The sequence below is a fragment of the Povalibacter sp. genome (assembly GCF_036520495.1).
Classification (GTDB): domain Bacteria; phylum Pseudomonadota; class Gammaproteobacteria; order Steroidobacterales; family Steroidobacteraceae; genus Steroidobacter.
The window spans coordinates 34,909-51,309 of the sequence record NZ_DATDJO010000010.1; the positions used below are offsets into that span (position 1 = coordinate 34,909).

A 16,401-nucleotide genomic window follows, 5' to 3' on the forward strand; every position below is an offset into this window, starting at 1 on the left:
GTACACAGGGATCACAGAGTTCCCGACCGGGGAATGAAGCTCCCGGAATGCCGTCCATACCCCCCTTCGTGGTCGCGCTGGTGGCTGTTCTCCCTCTCCGGCGGCTCTTTTTAAACTCTGTGCTCTCTGTGTGAAATCCCATCCGATTTGCCTCCACCGGACTGCCACATTGGCTGCACCGCTGCGGCACAATCCGGCGCCACGCTCGGCATGACGCCAGATCAGAAGAAACGCTACATCTATATGAGTGCAATCGGCGAGAACTTTCGCAGGGCGCTGCGCGCCATCGTCGGCGATGTCGCATGGACCAAGCCCGCCTGGATTTCGAACTGCGACGCGGCTCTGCGGCGCGGGAGCGCGCACGTTCGCGCCAATCCCCGTGGCTTCGCCATCATCGCCGGTGCCGCGTTGGCGAGCATCGCCGGTGGCATGGCGCTGTGGCGCTGGTATGAAAGTCAGCCGAAGCCGGTCGAGGTTGCGTACGAAGTCCACGTACCGGCCGTCACCTGCTACGCGTGCGAGCCGCCGGGCACACCGAATCCGTTGATCGTGCAGTTCGCCGCCTCGGCGGCGCCGCTCGATCGCGTCGGCCACACGATCGATCCCAGGCTTACAGGCATCGCGATGTCGCCGGAATTCGCCGGTCAGTGGACCTGGGACGACGACAAGTCGCTGCGCTTCCAGCCGCAGGCCGACTGGCCGGTCGGTACGCGCTACACCGTGAAGTTCGATCGCAAGAACTTCGTTGCGCAATCCGTGCGCCTCGCTCGCTACGACTTCGAGTTCACCTCGCCCGCGTTCGACGCCAGGATCGCGGCCATCGAGTTCCACCAGGATCCGGTCGTCGCCGGCAACAAGAAGGTCGTTGCGGCCGTCGCGTTCACGCATCCGGTCGATCCGGCGAACTTCGAGAAGCGTGTGCGCCTGCAGATGTTCGATCGCGTCACCGACAAGACCGAGAAGGAACTGGCGGCGCCCGCCCACACGATCGTGTACGACAAGCTCAAGCTGAACGCCTACGTGCATTCGGCGCAGCTCGAAGTGCCGCCGAAATCCGGCCGACTGCGCATCACCATTGCTCCGGGCGTGCAGTCCGCACGCGGCGGTAACAGCACCCGGCAGCCGTTGGCTAGCGATGTCGAAGTGCCGGGTCTCAACAGTCTGAAGATCGCGAATCTGGCGCTCGACATCGCGCGCGATGAACGCAACGAGCCGAACCAGATCCTGCTGGTGTCGACCTCGTTCTCCGTCACGGAGAAAGAACTGCCGACCAAACTCAGCGCGTGGTTGCTGCCGCTCGAGCATCCGGACCCGAAGCTGCAGCAGGAATTCGAGCGCAGGCACGGGAGCAACAAACCCTTCCAGTGGACCGCGGCGAACTTCCGGCCCGAGGTCCTGAACGCCAACACGAAACTCGAACTGGCGCAGATTCCCGGCGAACAGGATCACTACGAGAATCACAGCTTCCGCTACACCGCCGATCCCGGCCGGCAACTCTATGTACGCGTGAGTTCGGGACTGAAGTCGTTCGGCGGCTATGTGCTCGGCGAGGCTGTCGAACGCATCCTGGAGGTGCCCGAGTTCCCGCGCGAACTCAGCATTCTCAGCAAGGGCTCACTGCTGTCGTTGTCGGGCGAAAAGACGCTCTCGCTGTTCGCGCGCAATGTCCCGGCAATGCGCATCGAAGTCGGTCGGTTGCTGCCCCGGCAGTTGCAGCACCTGGTCTCGCAGACCAGCGGCAGTTTCGAAACGCCGCATTTCAACAACTGGGCCTTCGACAGCGCGAACATCACCGAGCGGTTCGTGAAGATCGCGCCGCTGCCGCAGGTCGCGCCAGGCAAGCCGCAATACGAAGCGCTGGACCTGGGCGACTACCTTGATTCGCAGGCCGGCGACCGGCGCGGCATCTTCCTGCTGCGCGTGCAGGCGTGGGATACCGGCCACGATCGTCCGATCGAACATTCGGGTGATAACTGGAACGACGCTCGCAACGGCGGTCTTGCGGATGCGCGGCTGATCGTCGTGACCGATCTGGGCCTGGTCGTCAAGCGTGCCGTCGACGGCTCGCAGGATGTGTTCGTGCAGTCGGTCGCCGATGGCACACCCGTTTCCGGTGTGACCGTCGACATCATCGGTCGCAATGGCCTGCCGGTGCTGACCGAAACGACCGATGCCGAGGGGCACGTCCGCTTTCCCGAGCTGAAGAGTTTCCAGCACGAACGTCAGCCCGTGCTGTATCTCGCACGGCGCGGTGGCGACAGCTCCTTCCTGCCGCTCTCCGCAGGCTGGGACGAGCGCGGCCGCGCACTCGATCTGTCGCGCTTCGATATCGGCGGCGTGCAGAGCAATGCCGATCGCGGTGCGCTGTCGGCGTATGTGTTCTCCGATCGCGGCATCTATCGGCCGGGCGAAGAAATCCGCGCCGCGGCGATCGTCCGCAGCCAGGACTGGCATCGCAAATTCGCCGGCGTGCCGCTGCGACTCGAGATCACCGATCCGCGCGGCACCGTCATCCGTCGCGAAACGTTCGTACCCGGCCCGGCAGGCTTCGGTGAAATCCGCCAGCCCACGCGCGAGACGTCGCCGACCGGCACGTACACGTTGTCGCTCTCCGTCGTTCGCAACGCGAACTACGGTGACCTGATCGGCTCGACCACCGTGCAGGTGCGCGACTTCCAGCCCGACCGGTTGCACATGTCGGCAACGTTCTCGACGCAATCTGCCGAGGGCTGGGTCTCGCCCGACGATCTCTCGGCACAGATCACACTGGAAAATCTGTTCGGTACGCCGGCCGAGAACCGCCGCGTCACGGCGCAGATGACACTGACACCGAGTTTCCCGGCATTCCGTCGTTATCCCGATTACCAGTTCTACGATCCGCAGCACGCCCGCGAAGGTTTCAACGAACCGCTCGCCGCAACGACCACCGACGCGTCGGGCAAGGCGACGCTGGCCCTCAACCTGCAGCGCTTCGCACGCGCGACCTATCGCCTGCACCTCGTCGTGCAGGGCTTCGAGGCCGATGGCGGCCGTGGCGTGACGACGGAAGCGGCGCAACTCGTGTCGAACATGCCGTACCTCGTCGGCTTCAAGCCCGATGGCGATGTGTCATATCTGTCGCGCGGCGCGGCGCGCAACGTGAGCCTGATTGCGATCGATCCGCAGGCACAAGCCGCTGCCGTGACCGGGCTGAAGCTGGCACGCCTGGAGACGCGCTACGTGTCGGTGCTGATGCGCCAGCCGAACGGCACCTACAAGTACGAATCGCGGCGCAAGGAATCCGTCATCGACGAGACCGACCTGTCGATTGCGCAGCAGGGCCATACGCTGAAGCTCGCGACCGATGCGCCTGGAAATTTCGCCTATATCGTGCGCGACCCGGCGGGACAGCAGCTGGCGCGCATCGACTACCAGGTCGCCGGCGAAGGCAATGTCACGCGCGCACTGGAAAAGAATGCCGAGCTGGAATTGTCGCTGTCGAAGAAGGACTACGCGCCCGGCGAGGACGTCGAAATATCCATTCGCGCGCCGTACGAAGGCGCGGGCCTGATCACGATCGAACGCGAGCGCACGTATGCATGGCGCTGGTTCAAGACATCCACCAACAGCACGGTGCAGACGATCAAGCTGCCCGCCGGCCTCGAAGGCAACGCCTACGTTGCAGTCACGTTCGTGCGCGATCCGGGCTCGGCCGAGGTCTACACGAGCCCTCTGTCCTACGGTGTGCAGTCGTTCGCAATCGATGTCGACGCACGGCGCAATCCGGTGAAGGTGGAAGCACCGTCGCTCGTGAAGCCGGGCGAGACGCTGAAGCTGCGCTATTCGACGGACAGGCCGTCGCGCATCGTGCTGTTCGCGATCGATGAAGGCATCCTGCAGGTCGCCGGCTATCGCACGCCGGATCCGCTGGGTCATTTCTTCCAGAAGCGTTCGCTGGAAGTGTCGACCTCGCAGATCCTCGATCTCATCCTGCCGGAGTTCCGTCATCTCGGTCTGTCCGCTGCACCGGGCGGCGACGCGGAAGGCCTGCTGGGCAAGCACCTGAATCCATTCCGTCGCAAGGGCGAGAAGCCGGTGGCCTACTGGTCGGGAGTGCTCGATGCGGACGCGACGGTACGCGAAGTCGAATACACCGTCCCTGACTACTTCAACGGCACGCTGCGGATCATGGCCGTTGCGGTAACCGACGATCGCGTGGGCGTCCACGAGTCGCGCTCGATCGTTCGCGGCGACTTCGTCCTGTCGCCGAACGCACCGACCACGGTCACGCCCGGCGATGAATTCGATGTCAGCCTGGGTGTTGCCAACAACGTCGAAGGCTCAGGTCCCAACGCCCAGGTCGATGTGACGATCACGACAGATAGCGGCCTGGCGATCGTCGGAGATGCGACACAGAAGGTCGCGATCGCGGAAGGTCGCGAAGGTTCGGTTCGCTTCCGACTGCGCGCACTCGATGAACTGGGACCGAGCGTCATGAAGTTCGCGACCAGCACCGCGGGTGGTGCAGGCAAACGTCAGATCGATCTGAGCATCCGGCCCGCGACGCCGTTCATGACGCAGCTCAAAGCCGGCGTCATCGACAAGGGTGAACGCGATGTGCCGATCGGCAGGACGCTGTATCCGCAGCACCGCACGCTCGAAACCGGTATCTCGGTGTTGCCGCTGCAGTTCGCGCACGGCTTCGTCAGCTACCTGTCGAACTATCCTTACGCCTGCACCGAACAGATCGTCAGCCAGGCAATGCCAGCCGTGCTGCTGGGTGCGAAGCCGGAGTTCGGCTACGTGCGCGCCGAGCCCGGTGCGGATGTGTCCGCGTTGATCGGCGAACTGCGCTCACGCCAGAACGACGCAGGTGCGTACCGCCTGTGGCCCGGCAGCGACCAGGTCGTCGAATTTGTCGCGCTGTATGCGCAGCACTTGTTGATCGAAGCCGCCGAACATGGCGAGCCGGTGCCTGCCGACCTCACCGAGAATGGCAATAACTACCTGCGCGCAATCGCCACACGCGATGGCAACAACCTGACCGAAGAGCGTCAGACCGCCTACGCCATCTACCTGCTGACCCGGCAGGGACAGCGAACGACTGCGGAAGTTGCCGCGCAGCGTAAACGCCTGAACGAGCGCTATCGCGGCCAATGGGAGCAGGACCTGACGGCAGCCTGGCTCGCGGCGGCGCTGGATCTCATGAAGCAGGATCGCGATGCGACGAATCTCATCGAAGGCATCAGGTTCGGCTCGAAGATTCCCGATGAGATCTACTACGACGCGATGACGCGCGACGCATTGCTGCTCTTCATTACCTCGCGTCACTTCCCCGAACGGCTGAGCAGCATTCCGGCCGAGGTCATGACGACGCTGGCGCAGCGGATGAACGATGGCTACTACCATTCGCTCTCCGCGGGCACGACGCTGCTGGCGCTCGATGCCTACGCCAATGCGACCCAGGGCGCCGAACGCAACCTGTCCATCGCAGAAGTGCTGAAGGACAAGAAAGTCCGCGCCCTCACGCTGCCACCGGGACTGTTCCCGAAGACGGCGTTCTCGGATCAGGCAGCCGCTTTGCGCTTCGGCAACAACGCCGGTATTGCGGGCTACTACCTGATCGAGCAATCCGGCTTTGATCGCGCACCGCCGACGACCGCGATCAAGGAAGGTCTCGAAGTGCTGCGCGAATACACCGACGCCAGCGGCAAGCCGCTCACGCAGATCACGATGGGCCAGCAGGTCGACGTGCGCCTGAAGTTCCGCGGCCTGAAGGCGGACACCATCGGCAGCATCGCACTGGTCGACTTGCTGCCGGGTGGCTTCGAATTGGTCGTACCGACCCAGCCGACCCAGACCCCATTCGCCGAAGCGACGGGCGAGGCAGAGAACGACTCTGGCGCTGCCTACTCCGGCTGGCAGTGCCAGGTATGCGTCAACACGACAGCCATGCTCGAGTACGCCGATATGCGCGAAGACCGCGTCGTCTTCTACGTCAGTGCCAATCGCGACGTGCAGGAGATCGTCTATCGCATCAAGGCCACCAACGTCGGCACCTATATCGTCCCGCCGGCCTACGGCGAAGCGATGTACGACCGCAGCGTCGTGGCGCGATCGACGGCCGGCAAGCTCACTGTTGCCAGACCATAGGAGGGAAGCCGGAGTAACCGCAAAGAACGCATAGAACGCATAGACAGAGAGATTGGCCGCGGAAAGGCGTAACAATCTCAAATTCTCGAGCGAACCGAGTTCCAGTCTGTGCGCGTTTGCGCTTTTTTGCGGCCATTTCCTTCTTTGCGTTCTATGCGTTCTTTGCCCCGCGGGATTTCCTTTCGGTCACGGTTACTCCGTTCCGGTTTTCTGATCCTCGCGATAGCAGTGATCGCGGGCACGACAGTCGGCGCGATCAGGTTCTGGCCCCGGGAGCCTCTCGCCCAGCAGATTCCCTCCTCGACCGCCGTGTTCGACCGCAATGGTCGGCTCCTGCGCCTGACGCTGGCGCGCGATGAGCAGTATCGGTTGTGGACGCCGCTGGAAGACGTGTCGCCGGAATTCGTCGATGCCTTGTTGCTGCACGAAGACCGGCATTTCTATCGCCACCTCGGCGTGAATCCTGCAGCGCTCGTACGCGCCGCATTCTCGACGTACGCCGGCGGGCCGCGCGTCGGGGGCTCGACGATCACGATGCAGCTGGCGCGATTGATGTATGGCATCAACACGCGCTCCATCGGCGGCAAGTTCACGCAGATGCTGCGGGCGGCGCAGCTCGAGCTGCTGTACTCGAAGCACGATCTGCTGGAAGCGCACATCAACCTGATGCCCTACGGCGGCAACGTGCAGGGCGTCGGCACGGCGAGCCTGGTGTATTTCGACAAACCCGCCGCCAAACTCGGGCTCGCGGAATCGCTGACCCTGGTGCTGATTCCGCAATCACCTGCGCGCCGCGATCCAGATGCCGATGAACCGGTCGCCTTGCGTGCCGCGCGTGAACGCCTGTACGTACGGTGGCGCGAGGCACATCCGCAGTCGGACTCGACGGATCCGTATGTGTCGATGCCACTGCGCTATCGACGGCTCAGCGAGCTGCCGTTCATGGCGCCGCATTTCGTGAACGCCGCGTTGGCAAGGCAGTCCATCACTGGTTCCCGCCGTATCGATACGACGCTCGATATTCCTCTGCAGCGTCTCACGGAACGGGTCGTCGCCGGCTACGTTCGCGAGCAACTTGATATCGGCATCCGCAATGCCAGCGCATTGCTGGTCGATTCGCGCGACATGGCGGTTCGCGCCATGGTGGGTTCGGCGGACTTCCATTCCGCCGCGATCCAGGGACAGGTGAACGGTACGCTGGCGAAGCGCTCGCCGGGATCGGCGCTCAAGCCGTTCATCTATGCGCTCGCGATCGATCAGGGGCTGATTCATCCGCTCACTGTGCTGAAGGACGCACCAGCGGCGTTCGGTCCGTTCAGTCCCGAGAATTTCGATGGCCGTTTCGTCGGTCCGATCACCGCGACCGAAGCGCTCACGCGCTCCCGCAACATTCCCGCCGTGGCGCTCTCTTCGCAATTGGCACAGCCGAACCTGTATCAGTTCCTGCGCAGTGCAGGCGTGTCGCGCATGGCCTCGGAGAAACACTACGGCCTGGCACTCGCGCTGGGTGGCGGCGAAGTGACCATGGAAGAAGCCGCCATGCTCTACGCGGCGCTCGCGAATCGCGGGCAACTGGCGGCGCTGCGTTACTTTCAGGATGAACCACAATCGCCCGGACCGCGGCTGCTCTCCGAAGAAGCCAGTTTCATGACGCTCGACATGCTGCGAACCACGCCGCGCCCCGACGATCCGTTCACGCGCAAGCAGGATCGATTGCCGGTGGCGTGGAAGACCGGCACGTCGTGGGGTTTTCGCGATGCCTGGACGGCGGGAGTCTTCGGGCCGTACGTGCTGATCGTCTGGGTCGGCAACTTCGATGGCGGAGGCAATCCCGCATTCGTCGGCGTGCAGGCGGCGGCGCCGCTGTTCTTCCGCCTCACCGATGGCATCACGTCGGGTGATCGCTCGCTGGCCGAACCCATCTTCCGACAACCGCCGCGACTGGAGCGGGTCGAGGTGTGCAGCGCCTCCGGCGATCTGCCGAATGCGGACTGCCCGCAGATCGCCAGTACCTGGTACATCCCGGGCGTGTCGCCCATCCGCGTGAGTCAGATCCACCGTCGCGTCTGGATCGATACGCGTACCGGCGAACAAGCGTGTCCGCCGTACGATCCCGCAACGGTCCGCAGCGAAGTCTTCGAATACTGGCCGACCGATCTGCTGCAACTCTTCACGCAGGCCGGCATGCCGCGCCGACGCCCACCCGCGCCTGCCGATTGTCAGCGTGATGTGCCCGGCGGCACACCACCGCACATCACTTCACCCGTGACAGCTGCCACGTACACCGTGCGCGCTGCGCGGGTCGGAAAGGAGTCCATTCCGCTCGCGGCGAATGCGGACAGCGAAGTGCGCCGACTGCATTGGTTCGTCGATGACAGTTACATCGGCACCGGCGCACCGGGTGTCGCCATAGGATGGAATCCCCAGGGATCGGGGCGCTTCATCGTCCGCGCCGTCGACGACCGCGGGCGAGCGGATAGTAGCCGGCTGGAAGTCGTACTGGTGAGATAGCTGACGTGATCGGGCCCGGCGCAATCGTTCAGCGTGTGAGGCACCCCGATCCATGCTGGTCGAATCCGCCGTCGCACGCCCAGTCGTTTCCGGACGCGGTGCAGACTCAGCGAGACCAGGTACAGCGAAAGCCGGATGAACCTGTCGTGCACAGCACGGCGGCCGCAGTCATCGCAGGCTTCCTGGGCGGCGCCGCAGCAGGTGCGGACGGCCCCGGGTTCACGACTGCATCCTGAGCGTCCCGCCATCGCGATTCGGACAATCTGAACAGCCGACGCTGGCGCGCGCTGGCGCTGCTTGCTGCCATCCGGTTCTTCATGTGCGTAGTGTCTGTCGCATGACGTCGAGAATACCAGCCGGTTCGCAATCGCGAGTGCCGGATCTGCGTTGCACGGTCGAGCGAGTCCCGTCCCGCGGTTCCGCTGTACGTTGCGTCAGATGGGAAAATCCTTGCAGCATCCCGTGTCGGTTCACCACCGCTTTGATCGTCGTGGTTCCCCAATAGACGGCTCCCGATGACCGGCGCCGCCATCCCTGTTCGGTACACGTGCCTTTGCTCGCCGCGATGCGCAGGTTGCGACGCGGGACATCGGTGGCCACATCGGCGAGGACATAGAACTGGCCCACATGATCGTCGATGACATCGTCGGAAAATCCTGCTGTAGCGTTATCAGGGGATGAGCCGTCGTGCCATGAAACGACGATGCCGGCTTCATCCAGCATGGCGAGCGAATAGTCCCGGACAGCGGGAGACATGGCCATGCGGATGCTGGCGCCTCGACGGTGCAACGCCCGACGTCGCAACATCTGAGCCTTGTCGGACGCGCGAGCGGCGCTACCGGAGGAGTAGCGCGCTGTTTCGCAGGGCGTTGCGATGCCCAGCACCTCGCTCCATGAGCGGATTGCCGGAAACCGTGCGCGCGCGTCCACAGCCCATCGCACGCCGGCCTGGCATCGACGCCATGTATGACGAGCGATGCGCCGCGATCCGTTCCTCACATGCGTCCAACCCATACTGCCGCTCCGGTATTGCTGCGTGCAGCATGCTCTGCCGGTGCCGACGCGTCCGTGCGACATCGAACATAGAGGTCGACGACCGGGCTGCGATACAGCCGGGTTTTGCCTCAACGCATGTGTTTCCCGAGGGTCTGTTCGTATGTCCGGTTGCCCTGCTGGTAGCAGCGGCACGAGGCCCGCTGCAGTCCCTCGCCGTCGAGGATGGTGATTTCCCCCCGGACGTAACTGATCAATCCGCGTTCGTGCAGCTCGCTTGCGGCGCTGGTGATCCCGGCGCGTCGCACGCCAAGCATGTACGCCAGGAATTCCTGCGTGAGATTAAAGCGATCGCCATGAGCGCGATCGCGGGTCAGCAACAACCAGCGAGCGAGGCGCGCCTCGATGAGATGGTAGCGGGTGCAGGCGGCTGTCTGTGCGAGCTGACTCAGTAGCACGTGGATATACCGGTTCAACTGCTGGCGCAGCGGCGGATGCCGTTCCAACGCGTCCATGAATGCAGTCGCGCTCATTTTCAGGGCGGCACCGGCTCCCTGCACCAGCGCGAGGTGCGGCGATGCATTCACGCCAAGCAACAGCGATGTCCCCAGCATGCCTTCGTTGCCCACGATCCCCACTTCCAGCCGCGCACCGTCATCCAGAGTGGTCACCAGCGATATGAAGCTCTGCGTGGGGAAGTACACGTGGCGAATCCGGTCGCCGGGTTGGCAGATGACAGCCCCGAACTCCAGTTCGACGCCCTCGCAGTCGGCGAGGAACCGACGCCGGCTTTGCGGGGGTAATACAGAAAGCAGCCGATTGGAAAGCGTGACACGCGGCGAGCCGGTCATGCCGGCGCCGCGGCGGTCACGAGCGTCCCGCTGCCGGCTATGAGGCGGAGTCGTCGTATTGTCTCGGTGGGCGATTTCATGACTCACCAGCGTACACGCGCTGGTGTCTGGATGGATGTTCGCGTGCGTACGGAGAATCCCCTGCCGCTATGAGCGCTGCCGTACAGACCGCGGCCCTGCGAAACGCAACAATCCATCTTTTGCAAGAACGAAGCTCAGCCCCGATGCGACGCCGACGACCGGCCTCCAAGAATCAGATCCGTCAAGGCTCCAGTTCCCCATGAGCGCGGAAATAAACGGCGAAACCGGCATTCAACCGGGCGACTTGCGTACGTCCAGGGCGCTGTTGCGGGCACCGTCAAAGCAGCCGGATCTGCCGGCCCAGCTGGCGGCGTTCTGCGAGCTGTCCGTAGCACTGGTAGACGACCCTCGAGCCGCCATACGCCGATCTCTGGAAATCGCCATTCGCCTGTGTGGCGCCGGCAGTGCCGGCCTGAGCATCCTGAGCTCCAATGACTCTGGTCACGAAACCGTTCGCTGGGAGATGGTCAGCGGTGCACTCGCACCGCATGAAGGGATCGAAACGCCGCGCGATCTCAGTCCCTGCGGCCTATGTCTCGACGCCAACGAGACTGTCCTGATCGGCCAGCCGGAGCAGGCGTTCTGCGGCCTGCGCGACACGCTGCCTGCGATCGTCGAAGATCTGATCGTTCCCCTGCACGACCACACCGACAAGACCATCGGCACGCTATGGGTTGCCAGTCACGACGCGACGTCGCACTTCTCCCGCGACGACGCGTCCATCCTGGAACGAGTCGCGACGCAGGTGAGGCTGGCGCTGACGCTGCAGGAGAAATCCAGAGACGCCGTCTACGCGTTGGCCCTGGTCCAATCGCATCAACTGGCACACCAGAAACTGCTTGCGCTCGATCTGGCCGAGGAGCGCCGACTGAGAGAACGCGCCGAAGCATCGGACAGGGAAGCGCGACAGCTACTGATGTTCAGCAACACAGCGCTGATCGAGGTGAACCATCGGGTCAAGAACACGCTGCAGATCGCGGCAAGCCTGCTCTCCATGCATGGCCGCGCAACCACGTCTGTCGAAGCGCGCGATGCGTTGCGGGAAAGCTTCGGGCGGTTGCACCTGCTCGCCAAAGTGCACGAGATGCTCTATGTCGGCGACGACGGCGTGCAGGAGATCCTAATATCGAAGCTGCTTCACTCCATGGGAGATGCGCTGCAGGGCGTGTTCTCCGACCTGTCTGGCCGGGTCGGACTGCAGATCACTGCCGATCCGATCGTGCTTTCACCCGACGACGCCATTCCGATCGCATTGCTGGTCAACGAAGTCGTCACGAATGCCTACAAGCATGCTTTTCCGGAGGGCAGCGCCGGAATGATCCGCGTCAACTTCAGTTGTGTAGCGGAGAGCGTGATGCTTCTGCGCATCATGGACGATGGGATTGGCATGGGCCTCGCCGGCCGCACTGGCAGCCTGGGCCTGAAACTCGTTCAGAGCCTCGCGGACCAGCTGCAAGCCAGTCTTGCATTCGAGAAGCCGTCGCACAGCGGCGGTACGGTGGTGACACTGAGGATTCACCGTGCAACGCCGGGAGCCGACATGGCCGGCACAGTGAAAGCCGTTCGCGATGCAACCTCAACGTGACGCGGTCAGATCGGGCAGCAGACGGTCGCACTCCTTCTTCACGACTGCATAGCACTCGCAGGTACGCGCTTCGAGGCCGGGGCGATCGAGCACGGTGATGCGGCCGCGGCTGTATTTGATCAGTCCCGCCTTCTGCAGATTTCCCGCGGCATCCGTGACGCCTTCGCGCCGAACACCGAGCATATTGGCGATCAGTTCCTGCGTCATCACCAGTTCGTTGGAAGACAGGCGATCGAGACTGAGCAGCAGCCAGCGACACAATTGCTGATCGAGAGAATGATGACGGTTGCAGACGGCCGTCTGTGCCATCTGCGTCAGCAGCGATTGCGTGTAGCGCAGCAAAAGATGCTGCATGGCACCCGCGCGGGTGAATTCTTCCTTGAGCAACTGGCCGGTCAGCCGATAGGCATGACCTGCGCTCTGCACGACTGCCCGGCTGGGTGTGGTTTCTCCACCCATGAACAGCGACACGCCGATGACGCCCTCATTGCCGACGACGGCAATCTCGGCGGAGCCGCCGTCGGCCATGACGTACAGCAACGACACGATGGAATCGATTGGAAAGTAGACGTGCCGCAGCACGCTGCCGGATTCATACAGTGCCTCGCCCAACGCCAGAGGCACCAGCGTCAGGTGCGGCCGCAGCCGTTCGAGATCCGGCATTGGCAACGCTGCCAGCAGGTGATTTCGTCGAAGATCGTGGGCGTGCTGCAAGGGGCTCTGCCCGGTATGTGCGGTAGCGTACACCGTACGCTGATTGACCTGGGTACGCCAGCGCACCGACTTTCGATCGTTCCCGGCAGATAGTGTGTGCTGCGACAGCGCTCGGAGAAACGTGACTGTTCTGATCATGCTTCGCGAGCAAACCCACACGGGCCGCATTCTGCTTCACAACTTTTCCAGAGCGCTGCGGCGTCGACAAGATGAGATTTCAACGGAGCACTCATGAGCCGTTTCACTACCGACCGACAAGAGCCTCGCCGACAGCGCTTCTCGGGGCCGTGGAGTCCAAATCCCTGGTTCAACTTGCACAGGATCGGGCCACACAATCATCAGGACACCCACCAACTGCAGATGCAGGCCGTGCCTCCCACGCCATATGAAGTCCCCTGGCCGCAGATGGAACCCGGCGCTGCGCCAGACCAGCGTCGGACAGACCGGAAAGAGCAGTGGACCGCACTGAAGCGGTGGCAAGACGAGGGCGGGCAAAATATCTGAATTCGTTCGGACCAGTGGCCATGGCGATGCTTCGCTGGTACCCAGCTCTTCCGATCCGCCAATGGCAGGGAATGCCATCTCGCGGCGATGTGGCGTTGCTGACGCCGTCAACGGTTTCGTCATCGGCAACGAATCGCTCAACCCGGGTCATCGTTATGGCGCCGCGCTGCTGGATCGCGGCTCCAGCCTGGGTCACTACCTCGCCTCAGGTGCTTGCGGCTTGCAGAACGCCATGACCAGCACCTACAGCGGCGCGGTCGTGCGCACGACGCACGTCACTGGTCTGTTCACCGATATCGGCATCACAGTCGGACTGTGGCTGCGCGGCCAGGCTGCGGACCGGCGACGCGTGATCCTCTACGTGACGCTGATCTGCGGTTTCATTCTGGGCGGGACCGTCGGGGCCGCGGGCTTCAACGTCCTGCGTTTCCAATCCATGCTGATTCCGGCATCTGTGGCAACGGCGATGGCCGTCGCCTATCTGGCGTACTGGCATCGGCAACGGCAACTCGCGCAACCCCGCTAGCGCCGCTCGTCCGGGACTTATCGGGGTCTGCGCACGGCTCGCAGCTTGCCGCTCTTGCCGCCGCCGCAGAAGAATCGATCGCCGCCATCGGACTCGAGCCCGGACACACCGACTCCCGCTGGCATGGTCAGGCGCTCTGCAACTTCGCCGGTGCGCGAATCGATGCGGCGTAACTCGCTCTCATCGGCTTCCCATGTGCCATGCCAGAGGTCGCCATCGACCCACGTCACTCCTGTGACAAAACGGTTGGATTCGATGCTGCGCAGGATCTTTCCGGTGTCGGGATCGACCTGGTGGATCTTCCGCTCCCGATACTCCCCAACCCACAACGAACCTTCGGCCCACGCGAGTCCCGAGTCGCCGCCACCACCGGGCGCGGGGATCGTCGCGATCACATGACCAGTCGCCGGATCGATTTTCTGAATGCGATTCTCGGCGATCTGAAACAGATGCTGACCGTCGAAGGCCGTGCCTGCATGGGCGGCGACGTCGATCGAGCGCAGCGTCTCGCCACTGTCCGGATCGAGAGCAGTCAGCTTGTCGCCGGATGCAAACCAGACATGCTGGCCGTCATACGTGACTCCGTGCACGCCATCGACACCCGGAAAGGGCCCGTACTCGACAATGATTTCAGCAGTTGAATGTTTCATGGCTGCATCCTAATCACCCGGCAACGGCGCCGGGAGTAACAAAGTCGTCGCGAATCCCGGCAGCGGCGGCATCGTCCAGCGACGCGCACGTCCCCGCCCGAACCATTGGACCCTGCCTGTGCTGGCGAGCGAGTCGAGCGCACGCTGCACGGTGCGCTGACTCGTATCCAGTGCAAGCGCCAATGCCGAGCTTGACCACGCTTCGCCGTCTGCGAGCAAGGCCAGCACGTCGCCATGATCCTGGTCGACCGGCCAAGCCAGCACGACGACTTCGCGTGCCTGTTGCGGTGCCAGTACGAATCCCTGTTTCGTCGCGCGCACATCGGCCAGCGCCCGCAGCACCCGGCGCAGCCGGCCAAGCTCGACACGCAACCGCGCGCGATACGATTCGTCGACACGCCGCGCGCGGAAGGCACGCGAGACGAGCACTTCCCGCGACACGTCTGCCGGCCATGCTTCGGCAAGCGCACGTACCAGCGTGAACAACACAGGACGCTTCGCCAGCGCAATCACGCTGCCCGCGTGGCGCACCTCATGACGACAGGCATCGACGATTACCGCGCGCGACGCCAGCAACACTTCGACCTCCCGAGGCATCAGGAGCCGGTCCGCACCTCCTGCAATCTGGCGCACCGCCGGCCTGTTCAGAACCAGGACTGCGTTCTCGACTTCTGCCAGCAGCGCAGGGATTCCCGCGTGATGCGCAGCGCGATCGGCCCGGGCAAGCGCCGCTCGCGCAACTTTCGTTCGCATGCGGCGCATCGCAATTCCTGCGACAACCAGTTCGTGGACAGCCTTCAACGCAGGCGGCAACGGTGCCGGATCGAACTCGGCCAGCGTACGTTCGGCCTCGTCGAGCCGGCCGATCAGGACCAGGCGCCGCGCTTTCAGGTAACGCGCATGGGCAGCGTTCACATGATCGCCGCGCACTTCGAGCACCCTGCAAGCCGCATCGAGCGCCGGCATCGGCCAGCTCAGCTCGCGCGAGGCCAATGCGATCTCGGCCTCCGCGACGACACATCGTGCGCGCGCCACAGGCTCTCTCGGACCGAAGGCGCGCGCCGCACGGCGTACGAGCGCTCTTGACCGGACGAAATCACCGAGCTGCGCCATCGCGATGCCACGCAACGCGAGCGCAGGCGCGTCATCGCGCAAAGCGACGCATCGCAGAGCGCCGAGCGGATCGCCCGCAGCCAACGCACGCGCTGCCGCCGTGATCAACGAATCCATCGCCGCCCCGTCACCACAACTCCACTCGCCACTCCGACTGATGCGTCCTGCTACTGTATCCCACGAAATCAACGCGCGAGCAGCTCGCTGAAGCGCCGCCGATCCTTCAATGAGGCCGCAGCAGCCACGGTGCCAATGTGGGACTCACCGTGGGCATGCGCTGAAGCGCCGCCGATCCTTCAATGAGGCCGCAGCGATCACGCTGCGGAAACCCGAAGCGTCACCCACAGGGATCCGCGGTTCGCCCTTCCTTCAATGAGGCCGCAGCGATCACGCTGCGGAAACCGCACGATCGCGGGGCCGTGGGCAACGCGGGTGAGGCCTTCAATGAGGCCGCGGCGATCACGCTGCGGAAACGCCGGAGGCTGCGCAGCGGCGCATCAGCAACGCACTCCTTCAATGAGGCCGCAGCGATCACGCTGCGGAAACGATCATGGGTGCGAACTTCACGCGCGCATCCACGAACCTTCAATGAGGCCGCAGCGATCACGCTGCGGAAACTGGCGGCGACCTCATCTCTGACGGTCTGATCATCAAGCCTTCAATGAGGCCGCAGCGATCACGCTGCGGAAACCTTCAGCCACGCATCGACTAGCTCTTTAGAGCCAACCCTTCAATGAGGCC

Annotated in this window: 9 protein-coding genes and 1 CRISPR repeat array; of the genes, 4 read left to right on the forward strand and 5 right to left on the reverse strand. The window is 63.7% G+C overall.

What is annotated here, in order from left to right; all coding sequences use genetic code 11:
* The first annotated feature begins 210 nt into the window (after positions 1-210).
* Together VIZ63_RS03080 and pbpC are read left to right on the forward strand one after the other, a co-directional pair.
* Positions 211-6,132, forward strand: a complete 5,922-nt coding sequence (locus VIZ63_RS03080) for an alpha-2-macroglobulin (protein WP_331608031.1) — start codon at positions 211-213, stop codon at positions 6,130-6,132.
* 153 nt (positions 6,133-6,285) lie between these two features.
* On the forward strand, positions 6,286-8,643 hold the full coding sequence (pbpC, locus tag VIZ63_RS03085) for a penicillin-binding protein 1C (protein ID WP_331608032.1): 2,358 nt from the start codon (positions 6,286-6,288) through the stop codon (positions 8,641-8,643).
* 315 nt (positions 8,644-8,958) lie between these two features.
* On the opposite strand, the gene VIZ63_RS03090 is transcribed toward pbpC, so the two are convergent.
* Positions 8,959-9,399 carry a hypothetical protein gene (locus tag VIZ63_RS03090; protein WP_331608033.1) on the reverse strand — a complete coding sequence of 147 codons (441 nt, stop codon included), beginning with the start codon at positions 9,397-9,399 and terminating at the stop codon, positions 8,959-8,961.
* A gap of 368 nt (positions 9,400-9,767) precedes the next feature.
* Positions 9,768-10,487 (reverse strand): Crp/Fnr family transcriptional regulator, encoded by a 720-nt coding sequence (locus tag VIZ63_RS03095; protein WP_331608034.1) that lies wholly within the window; start codon positions 10,485-10,487, stop codon positions 9,768-9,770.
* A gap of 280 nt (positions 10,488-10,767) precedes the next feature.
* On the opposite strand from VIZ63_RS03095, the gene VIZ63_RS03100 reads away from it, so the two are divergent.
* On the forward strand, positions 10,768-12,153 hold the full coding sequence (locus tag VIZ63_RS03100; protein WP_331608035.1) for a histidine kinase dimerization/phosphoacceptor domain -containing protein: 1,386 nt from the start codon (positions 10,768-10,770) through the stop codon (positions 12,151-12,153).
* Here VIZ63_RS03100 and VIZ63_RS03105 read toward each other — a convergent pair.
* Positions 12,145-12,816, reverse strand: coding sequence for a Crp/Fnr family transcriptional regulator (locus VIZ63_RS03105; RefSeq protein WP_349261110.1), 672 nt, complete (start codon positions 12,814-12,816; stop codon positions 12,145-12,147). The two genes, VIZ63_RS03100 and VIZ63_RS03105, sit on opposite strands and share 9 nt — an antisense overlap.
* Before the next feature lie 616 nt (positions 12,817-13,432).
* Between VIZ63_RS03105 and VIZ63_RS03110 the strand changes: the two genes are divergently transcribed.
* Complete coding sequence (locus tag VIZ63_RS03110) at positions 13,433-13,897, forward strand: YoaK family protein (RefSeq protein ID WP_331608037.1); 465 nt, start codon at positions 13,433-13,435, stop codon at positions 13,895-13,897.
* Positions 13,898-13,914: 17 nt separating this feature from the next.
* Here VIZ63_RS03110 and VIZ63_RS03115 read toward each other — a convergent pair whose 3' ends face one another.
* Both VIZ63_RS03115 and VIZ63_RS03120 read right to left on the reverse strand, forming a co-directional pair.
* Positions 13,915-14,547: a PQQ-binding-like beta-propeller repeat protein gene (locus VIZ63_RS03115; RefSeq protein ID WP_331608038.1), complete on the reverse strand. Its 633-nt coding sequence runs from the start codon at positions 14,545-14,547 to the stop codon at positions 13,915-13,917.
* 9 nt (positions 14,548-14,556) lie between these two features.
* Positions 14,557-15,777 carry a hypothetical protein gene (locus tag VIZ63_RS03120; RefSeq protein WP_331608039.1) on the reverse strand — a complete coding sequence of 407 codons (1,221 nt, stop codon included), beginning with the start codon at positions 15,775-15,777 and terminating at the stop codon, positions 14,557-14,559.
* Positions 15,778-15,953: 176 nt separating this feature from the next.
* Positions 15,954-16,351: a CRISPR direct-repeat array (repeat unit 36 nt; unit sequence CCTTCAATGAGGCCGCAGCGATCACGCTGCGGAAAC).
* The last annotated feature ends 50 nt before the right edge of the window (positions 16,352-16,401 follow it).